Genomic DNA, 8,417 nt, shown 5'->3' on the forward strand with positions numbered 1-8,417 from the left:
CGATCTTCATGCTCGCCCTGATCATGGTGGTGAGCATGGTGCCGGGGCTCCTTGCAGGCCTCGAGAGCAGCGGGATCGACTACGACGCAGTCGCCTACCGGACGGGGGTGATCCTCGTCGAGGACCCCGGCTGGCCGGTCTATCCCCCCTGGGAGATGAACGATCCGGATCATAAGGACGAGATTCAGCGGATGGGGCTTGCGGTCTCCAAGGAGACCCCGAACATCCTCCTCTCGGCGAAGGTGGAGAGGTTCTTTGAAGCGGGGTTCTTCGCCCCGGAGGACTACCGCAGCAAGGCGATCTTCGGCGACATTCCTTACTCCTACAATTTTTCGCTCAACATCTCAAACCCGGATGGGAGCTACGAGCTCAATCAGACCGGCGATCCCCTCCCCCCCGGCTACGGCTACATCCGCCGGGTGGTGAAGATCAAGGAGCCCGGGGTGGCGGAGATCGGTTATGACGACGACTACAATGATACCACACTTAACCCTTCGATCCCCCCGATGTTCACCGTCCGGCTCAACTTCAGCCAGCTGCTGAACCAGTCCGTCAGCGCCGCCTACCGGATCGATCCGAGGACCGATCCGGTGACGGTCAATATCAATATGACCGGGTATCTCATCGATTCCAACACGGGAGCGACGCTCCAGAACGTGACGTTCTGGAAGATGGACCCGACGAGGCCGAACCCGCGGTTCACCCGCATCCCGTTCTCGTACGACACGACGGACCCGGACCTCTACACCCTGCGCATCGACGGCACCCAGACCCCGCACTCGCTCAAACCGGACGTGCCGGTCAACTCCAATATCTCTCTGGTCCTGAACCCGGCGGCGACCTCGCTCTTCACCCTGGACCAGAACAGCATCCTGGATATCCGGTTCGTCTTCGATGACAGCCCTGATCAGCGGACCACGCTGAACGGCACCTACGACTATGATGACGATATCCTCCCCGTTCTCTCGACCGGGGTCCTGGAGGTGGCGATATGGTGAACGACGCGGGGCAGCTCTACACGATGGAGGGGATTGCGGCCGGGGTCATCATGCTCCTGACGGCGTATATCGTCGTCAGCACGACGAGCGTCTACACCGCGGGGGATACGCACATACCGGATATGCAGCTTGAGCAGCTCGGGAGCGACGTGCTGGCGATGATGGATACGCCGGATACCAACAGAGGTACGAGCGAGCTGGTCGGGTTTGTCAAGAACGGAACCAGAGTCATGATGGGAGGTAACACTCTCCGGGACAGGTTCCTCGCCGGCTGTAAGATGCGATCCGGAGACCCGGATGATAACCTCCGGGCCCAGGTCTACCTCTCCTACAGAACAACGGGCGGCAGCGTAAACACGACTCCGCTCTCCTCGCCGGACCCGGAGTTCACCGGGCGCGAGAACACGGTCCGGGTGACCCGGTGGGTGCAGTTGCCAACTGAGAAGCCCCCCGGCATACCTATTGATATGTCAAACACCCGCTCTAAAGCCGTCCTCGTGGAGGTGCTGTTATGGCGTGCATGAACGAAGACGGCCAGTGGATCGTCCTGATGGGCCTCCTCGTCGCGGTCGGGATGTTCTTCCTCGCGCTGATCATCAACCAGTCGGCGCTCGTCGGGCAGACGACCGCAGAGGGAGTGCTCGAGTTCTCGAAGAACGATATCCGGGACCTGCGGGAGGCGGTCTTCGACTACGTCAATGCCTCCACGACCCTGGCCCCCGGACAGTGTGCAGACATTCAGAAAGACATCGTCGCGATTTCCCTCGAGCGGAAGAACGCCGTGGTGAGTTTCTCGGCGGGCGACCCGCAGCACGTCTCCGGCCGCTGGCTCCACCCGGTCAAGATCCATTACAACAACGGGGTGACGGTATACAATGAGACCGTGTATTACTGAGCCGGCGAACGAGGATGGCGTCACCCGGCTTCTGGAGTATATCATCATCAGCGGCGTCTTGCTCGTGCTGATGATCGTGATGATGTTCACCGTCAACGCCGTCTTCATGGAGGGGCCGGCGGACAAGCTCCGCTACCACGCCTTCGTGGACATCGGGAACGGGGTCAGCACCCGGATCGTGGACCTCTACGTGATCGCGCCCGGCAACGGGACCATCGAGACGAAGTTCGACATCCCCGACGACGTCGCCGGGAAGGGTTACTTCGTGGACGTCGCGATGAACGGGACCAGCCAGGCGATCCAGGTCCAGGGCGGCAGCATCAGAAGCAAAGTCGCCATCGGCGGCATCGGGGCGACGAAGGGCGTCGTCGGCAACACCACCGGTGCAGGATGGAACGTGATTCAGTACGACTCAGGAGGGTTTCCCACATGACACTGAGAGTCTTAAGGAGGCGAATATCCGTGAAGATAAACGAGAAGGCGGTCTCCGAGGCGATCGGGTTTATCCTGATCCTCGGGATCGTCATCAGCGGCATCGGCCTGGTCACGCTCTACGGCTACCCGGTGCTCGTCAAGGAGCAGAGCAACACCGACGTGAAGAATATGGAGCGGGCGATGATCGTCATCCAGAACGATATGAAGAGCCTCTGCTTCAAGAACGTCCCCTACAAGGAGACGTCGCTCCAGGTGAGCGGGGGGACGCTCGCGGTGATCGGCGCCGACCCGTCGACGCCGGGATTCAGTATCTCCGCTAAGGATTTCGGGCCTATTGAGTTCCATCCCGGTGCATTAGTCTACCGCTCCGACCGCGGGACCGAGGTGATCACCCTCGAGAACGGTGCGGTGATGACGCGCCAGGAGGATGCGAGAGGTTCGGCTATGCTCGCCGAGCCACGATGGTTCTATGACGTCGACACGACAACGACCCCACCCACAACGACGTTCGTCGTCTACATCATGAACATCAGCACCGACGAACCGATGGCGAAGTCCGGGATGACGACGGTGAGGATGAGCCTGGAGAACATGACCATACACAAGCCTCCCGGTGATGCCGAAAGCGTCATAGTAGAGTACCCGGATGATGCCGATAACTCTGTAGCGTGGAAGAACTACCTGACCGGCAGTTCGCTGAAGATGGACGATTCGGGCGGCACCTACACCCGGTCGGATGTTATGAAACTCGTCGTAAAAGAGTACGAGATCAAGATCCACGGCATCTAACCTTTTTTGAACCCTCACTCACGCAGAAGAGGATACCCGCTCTCCGTCCTGCTTTTGCTGTACGAGATGAGAGGCGACGTTGCAAAAAAAGAATGTCAGAGATACCGGTTCTTCCGGAGCCACTCCACCTGGGGCCTCGTGTAGCGGTAGACGATATCGCACTTCTCGTCCTGGAAACTCCACGGGACGACGATCAGAACATCCCCCTCCCGGATCCAGACCTTCTTCTTGATCTTACCCTTGATCCGCCCGGTGCGGGTCACCCCGTCGAAACAGCGGATCTTGATATGGTTTGCCCCGAGCATCAGCTCGGCGCTTGCGAACATCTCCCGGTTCCTCTTGTTCGGCAGGCGCACGCGGACGATCTCCTCTCCCGCCGGCCCTCCATTGGATTCGGGTTTACGCTTCGTGGCATCCGTCAGATCATCAACCCCATATTCCAGAGTGTTTGGTCCCTTGCGTGTCCAATTTATACACCTGCTGACCTTATCAACTATTCTCCCGGGAATGTGGAGGCGACCGCAACGGCCGGTGGTCCTGCCTGTTCGGTCCGGTATCCGGGGACGATCGCCCGACACCCGGGACCACCACCGGGACGGTTATGTATGATGCCCGGGATCACTTCTCAGAAGACCCATGGCGTGCTCGGACCCGCCGCGCGGGATCTACCTCACCTACTTCATCCAGGGGCTCATCCTCCTCGCCGCAGCCTCCAGCATCACCGCAGGCGAATACTTCCTCGGGTTCTCGGCCGGCTTTGCCTTCCTCCTGACGATGGCGCCGACCCTCATGACGCGGAACCTGCGCCTCTGCCTGCCCTGGGAAGTCAACCTTTTCGTCGCCGTCTCCCTCTACCTCCACGTCATGGGGCACGTCGCGGGCTACTACATCAGCCTCGCGCCCTACTACGACAAACTGACCCACCTCGTCTCCTCGGCCACCATCGCGCTCATCGCCTTCTTCATCGTGGCCCTCGCCGACCGCCGGGGGGAGGTGCGGCTGACGATACCGGTCGCCGTCGTCTTCATCCTGATCACGACGCTGGCAGCGGGGGCGGCATGGGAGATCTACGAGTTCGTGGCCGACGAGGTCTTCGATACGGGCCTCCAGCACGGGAACACGGATACCATGGTCGACCTGATCATGGACCTCGTCGGTGCGGCGATCGTGGCCGTCTTCGCCGCTATTGCTCTTTCGCGGGCAGAGGGACAGCAGTTTATCCGGTTCTTCGCCGAACTGCCCCCCGATGTGATGCCGGCCGACGTCGTGAGCGATCCGGTCGATCAGGTTCATGGCCGGTGATCCGCCCGGCGCCGACCGGCCGGATTCTATTTATATTCATGAGGGCGAATAAAATATAGTGACCCTGAAGGCCCCGGACACACGACACCTGGCGTTGTTCATGCTCATCCTGCTCCCGTCCATGACCGGCTACATGGCCTGGGAAGCACGCGCCGTCGACGTGACCGTACTTGAGATCGACGGGGCGCCCGAAGGCATCGTCTATATCACCGACCCCCACGTCCGGCCTTCGAACATCGACCACGTCCGGGAGGTGATCGCCGAGGTCAACCGGCTAGACCCGTCGATCGTCCTGATCGGCGGCGACTTCGTCACCGGCGAGGAGTCGGACTTCGCCGCCCAGGAGGTGTGGCGGTCGCTCGATGCACCGACCTACGCCGTCCTCGGGAACCATGACTACCGTGTGGGGACCGACGGCACGGCGGGCATTGAGAAGATGCTTGCCGTCCGGACCCTGGTCAACGCCCCTGTCGCCGGGTATGATCTCTCCGCCTTGAACGACGGCTCCGCCGATACCGCGTTTGCCGACGGGCTCGCGGGGACGCTCGAAGAGAATGGCGTCCACGTCCTCAGGAACGACTACGTTCAGGTCTCCGCCGGGGGCGAAGAGGTCGTCATCGTCGGGGTCGACGATGGCTGGGCCGGGATGGCGGACCCGCCCGACGTCCCGGCGACCGACACGTTCACCATCTACCTTGTTCACGAACCGTCCTGCCGGGCCGACTGGGGCGCCGACCTCATCCTCGCCGGCCACACCCACGGCGGGCAGTTCCTCTTCCCGGTCGTGGCGCAGTTGAACGACTACGGCGTCGTCGAGCTCGCGGGGATGTTCGAGACGAACGGGACGCCGACCTACATCTCCCGCGGGGTCTGCAGCGCGGACGTCGCCGGGGTGGACCTCCGGTTCAACTGCCCGCCCGAGATCGTCCTGATCAACCCGACCGACGAGCAGCTCCAGGCCATCGCCTGACCGCCTACGGTTCGAGGATCGCACGCGCCCGTTCGGCGATCAGCAGCGTCTCCCGGAGGGAGAGGCCCGCATCGTGGGCGATCGTTGCAGCATCACCGTAGGCGACCTGTTTTGCCGTGAGGATCCCGGCGGCGGCGAGCCGGGTGGAGACCGACGGGCTCACCCCGCTGACGATGGTGACCGGGTAGGACCCGGTATCCTCGATCATCGTCCGGAGGTTCTTCTCCTCGGGGTAATCCCACCCGATATGCCCGATCCCCCGGCAGGTCGCGTAGCGTTTTGCGTGTTCAGAGAGTTTGGTGTTGCAGACGATCAGGGCACCGTCGATCGAGACGGAGCACCTCCCTGACCGGAACCCCTCCTGGAGGTCCTCGACGATCGCCCGGGCGATCCGCCCTTCGTCGAGGCCGGTCATCCGGTGATGGTTCGCGTGGTGCTTCACCTCGACGAAGAACGTGATGGCGTCCCGGTAGGCGATGGCGTCCACTTCGTGCTCCCCGCACCGGCCGGCAAGGATGCACCCGGTCTCCACGCGGTAGCCGTGCTCCCGGAGGAGGACCCGCACGAACTCCTCGAACTCCGGTTTCGGGCGGAGGAGGGCGAGCGCTCTCCGGAGGTTGGTGCGGTGGGCAACGGCAGGGCGGACAGCCCTTGCGCGGGCGCGGATCATCCGGAGGACCGCCGCGGTCCTGACCCCGTCCAGCACCTCCTCCTCGATTTCGCCGGCGATCCGGTCGGCATCCTCCTCGCCAAGGCCCATGTTGCGGAGTGTCCGCCGCACCCTCCCGGAGTCGAACGGCTGCAGGGTGCCGTCGGCCTTCGTGACATGCTTCATCAGGTACGAATACTTGGCACCGGATAAGAAAAGCGTTCGCTCCTGTCCTTCCGAGAAACGGCGCCCACCAGGCGATCGAGGTGACCCGGAGCCTGTCGATCGACGATAGCCCCGGGACGGAGGTCCGCAAGGTCGATGAAGAGCAGGGCGACCCGGTTGCCGCCCCGGGGGCGTAAGGTAGGGAGATGGTTGAGCACGTCCGCCCCATACCACCGGTTCCGGCCGGGCTTGCTCTTATCGTCTCCCGCGTCAAAGAGGTATTTGAGAGAATGGAAACGTTACAACGCCCGGTCATCCTGATCCTCGGCGCAGGGGCCGTCGGCCTCGCGGTCGCCGGGAGGCTCTCGGGAGTGGCGGGGGTCTACGCGGCCTGCCGGCCGGTGCACGCCGGCGCGATCCGGGACCGGGGCCTCGTCATGGAAGGGATCTGGGGAGACGGCACCGTCAGGGGGGTCATCCCCGTCTCCGCGCCGGAAGAGGTCCCCCCCGCGGTCGACTTCGTCGTCATCACCGCGAAGGGCACCGACACCCGGGCGGTCTGCGAGGAGTATGCCGGTATCATCCGTGGCCGGCCGACGGCAAGCCTCCAGAACGGCATCGGAAACGAGGAGATCATTGCAGACTACACCGACACCGTCATCGGCGGGACCGTGACGACGAACTTCGCGGTCGTGGGCCCGGGACACGTCCGGGTCTCAAGCGAGAGCGCCCCGATGCGCCTCGGGGCCTGGTCCGCCGGGGCTGGCGAGGCTCCCGGCCGCCTGATCGAGATCGTCCGGTCCGCCGGCATCCCGGTCGAGGCGGACGCCGATATCCGGTCGGGAAAATGGGCGAAGGCTCTCCTCAACATCGCGGTGAACCCGCTCTGCGCCCTCCTCGCGGCCCCGGTCGAGGTGGCCGCCGACGGGAACATCCGCGAGACCGTCGCCGCCCTCATCCGCGAGACTTTCGCCGTCGCCGGCGCCGAAGGGGTGCGGCTTCCCTGGGCAACCGCCGACGACTACCTCGCTCACCTCTTCTCGGTGCAGGTGCCCGACTTCGCCGCGGTCTACCCCTCCATGTACTACGACCTCCGGCTGGGCCGCCGAACGGAGATCGACCTCTTGAACGGCTACGTCGCGCGCCTCGGGGAGCGGCACGGCATCGCGACGCCGCACAACCGGTGCATCGCCGGCCTCGTCCGCTACGCTGAGGCGCACCCGGTGACCCGGTGAGGGGCGCTCACTCCCCGGCCAGTTTCGCCGCGAGCCGCCGGGCCGCCTCCCGCGCCTTCGCCTCGGTCCTCCAGAGCCCGGTTTTGCCGACGGGTCTTCCTTCCCGGTCGTAGAGCTGCACATAGTAGCCGCCGTCCTGGCGGGCGAACCGGACCTCGCCGAGGATCCCCGGGCCGTACTCCTGCATGCCCTGATCTTCTCGACGCTGGAGATATGAACGTTCCGCGCCCCGGTCACCAGGCCTATATGGGAGGAGTGTAGACAACCCGTGCGGGGTGAACGTGATGATACTCATCGTGTACTACTCCTGGCAGGGGCATACGGAGAAGGTGGCGGCGACCCTCGCGAAGCGGGTGGGGGCCGGGCTTGCCGAGATCAGGCCGGTCGCTGAGGTAGGGATGTTCAGGAAGGGAATGATGTCGATGCTTGGAATGCGGGCGCCGATTCAGCCGGTGCAGGCGGACCTGGCCGACGTCGATCTCCTGGTCGTCGCAACCCCGGTCTGGTCGCGGAAGATCCCGCCCTACGTCAACGAGTACCTCTCCCGGGTCACGAACGGCCGGGGAAAACCTTTCTCGGTCCTCGCTGAGATGGGGGGATCGGGGGGCGAGAACGCCATCGCGATCGTGAGGAAAGCGCTCGAAGCAAAGGGGATGCGGTTCGTCTCCTCAACTGTGACACTGGAGAGCGACGTCGATGCCGGGCGTATCGACCGGACGATCGAGGAGTTCGCCCGGACGATCGCGAAGGCTCCCGTGCCGGCCGTGTAAGCGGGGCCCGGCGCCCCTCACAGCGTCAGCGGTATCCCGAGGAGGTGCAGCACCACCGTGATCAAGACGCCGAAGACACCGCCGATTGCGCAGATGAGGACGGTGATCAGGTTGATCGGGATATCGGGCCGGCCGACGAGGCTCATCAGGTTGAGGAGGTTGATGAGCCAGAGCAGGATCACGCCCACGACGGCGTTGATGATGAGGCC

The 8,417-nt window shown here is 63.7% G+C and carries 13 protein-coding genes; 9 read left to right on the plus strand and 4 right to left on the minus strand.

Annotated features, from left to right (window positions below; genetic code table 11):
- The 5 genes from PLN84_RS11980 to PLN84_RS12000 all read left to right on the plus strand — a co-directional run.
- Positions 1-998, plus strand: a 998-nt coding sequence (locus PLN84_RS11980) for a hypothetical protein (protein WP_348532105.1), incomplete at its 5' end; no start/stop codon positions are given.
- The gene (locus tag PLN84_RS11985; protein WP_292384155.1) at positions 992-1,522 is read left to right on the plus strand and encodes a hypothetical protein; all 531 of its coding nucleotides are present in this window, start codon (positions 992-994) and stop codon (positions 1,520-1,522) included. The genes PLN84_RS11980 and PLN84_RS11985, both read left to right, overlap by 7 nt.
- Positions 1,510-1,893 (plus strand): hypothetical protein, encoded by a 384-nt coding sequence (locus PLN84_RS11990; protein ID WP_292384153.1) that lies wholly within the window; start codon positions 1,510-1,512, stop codon positions 1,891-1,893. The genes PLN84_RS11985 and PLN84_RS11990 overlap by 13 nt, the downstream gene beginning before the upstream one ends.
- Positions 1,874-2,326 (plus strand): hypothetical protein, encoded by a 453-nt coding sequence (locus tag PLN84_RS11995; RefSeq protein WP_292558945.1) that lies wholly within the window; start codon positions 1,874-1,876, stop codon positions 2,324-2,326. The genes PLN84_RS11990 and PLN84_RS11995 overlap by 20 nt, the downstream gene beginning before the upstream one ends.
- A gap of 29 nt (positions 2,327-2,355) precedes the next feature.
- Positions 2,356-3,117 carry a hypothetical protein gene (locus tag PLN84_RS12000; RefSeq protein ID WP_292384150.1) on the plus strand — a complete coding sequence of 254 codons (762 nt, stop codon included), beginning with the start codon at positions 2,356-2,358 and terminating at the stop codon, positions 3,115-3,117.
- A 95-nt stretch (positions 3,118-3,212) separates the two neighbouring features.
- Here the strand turns inward: PLN84_RS12000 and eif1A are convergent, their stop codons facing one another.
- Positions 3,213-3,539: a translation initiation factor eIF-1A gene (gene eif1A / locus PLN84_RS12005; RefSeq protein WP_292384175.1), complete on the minus strand. Its 327-nt coding sequence runs from the start codon at positions 3,537-3,539 to the stop codon at positions 3,213-3,215.
- Positions 3,540-3,753: 214 nt separating this feature from the next.
- On the opposite strand from eif1A, the gene PLN84_RS12010 reads away from it, so the two are divergent.
- Positions 3,754-4,419, plus strand: coding sequence for a hypothetical protein (locus PLN84_RS12010; protein ID WP_292384148.1), 666 nt, complete (start codon positions 3,754-3,756; stop codon positions 4,417-4,419).
- A gap of 58 nt (positions 4,420-4,477) precedes the next feature.
- Positions 4,478-5,389 (plus strand): metallophosphoesterase, encoded by a 912-nt coding sequence (locus PLN84_RS12015; protein ID WP_292384146.1) that lies wholly within the window; start codon positions 4,478-4,480, stop codon positions 5,387-5,389.
- Positions 5,390-5,393: 4 nt separating this feature from the next.
- Here the strand turns inward: PLN84_RS12015 and PLN84_RS12020 are convergent, their stop codons facing one another.
- Complete coding sequence (locus PLN84_RS12020; RefSeq protein ID WP_292384143.1) at positions 5,394-6,224, minus strand: restriction endonuclease; 831 nt, start codon at positions 6,222-6,224, stop codon at positions 5,394-5,396.
- 185 nt (positions 6,225-6,409) lie between these two features.
- On the opposite strand from PLN84_RS12020, the gene PLN84_RS12025 reads away from it, so the two are divergent.
- Complete coding sequence (locus PLN84_RS12025) at positions 6,410-7,438, plus strand: 2-dehydropantoate 2-reductase (protein WP_292384142.1); 1,029 nt, start codon at positions 6,410-6,412, stop codon at positions 7,436-7,438.
- A 7-nt stretch (positions 7,439-7,445) separates the two neighbouring features.
- Here the strand turns inward: PLN84_RS12025 and PLN84_RS12030 are convergent, their stop codons facing one another.
- Positions 7,446-7,625, minus strand: coding sequence for a hypothetical protein (locus PLN84_RS12030; RefSeq protein WP_292384141.1), 180 nt, complete (start codon positions 7,623-7,625; stop codon positions 7,446-7,448).
- Between the two features lie 97 nt (positions 7,626-7,722).
- On the opposite strand from PLN84_RS12030, the gene PLN84_RS12035 reads away from it, so the two are divergent.
- Positions 7,723-8,208 (plus strand): NAD(P)H-dependent oxidoreductase, encoded by a 486-nt coding sequence (locus PLN84_RS12035; protein WP_292384140.1) that lies wholly within the window; start codon positions 7,723-7,725, stop codon positions 8,206-8,208.
- A gap of 17 nt (positions 8,209-8,225) precedes the next feature.
- On the opposite strand, the gene PLN84_RS12040 is transcribed toward PLN84_RS12035, so the two are convergent.
- On the minus strand, positions 8,226-8,417 hold a 192-nt coding region (locus PLN84_RS12040), incomplete at its 5' end, for a pro-sigmaK processing inhibitor BofA family protein (RefSeq protein ID WP_348532107.1).

Origin of the sequence: Methanoculleus sp., from assembly GCF_035363275.1 — an archaeon.
Lineage (GTDB): Archaea > Halobacteriota > Methanomicrobia > Methanomicrobiales > Methanoculleaceae > Methanoculleus.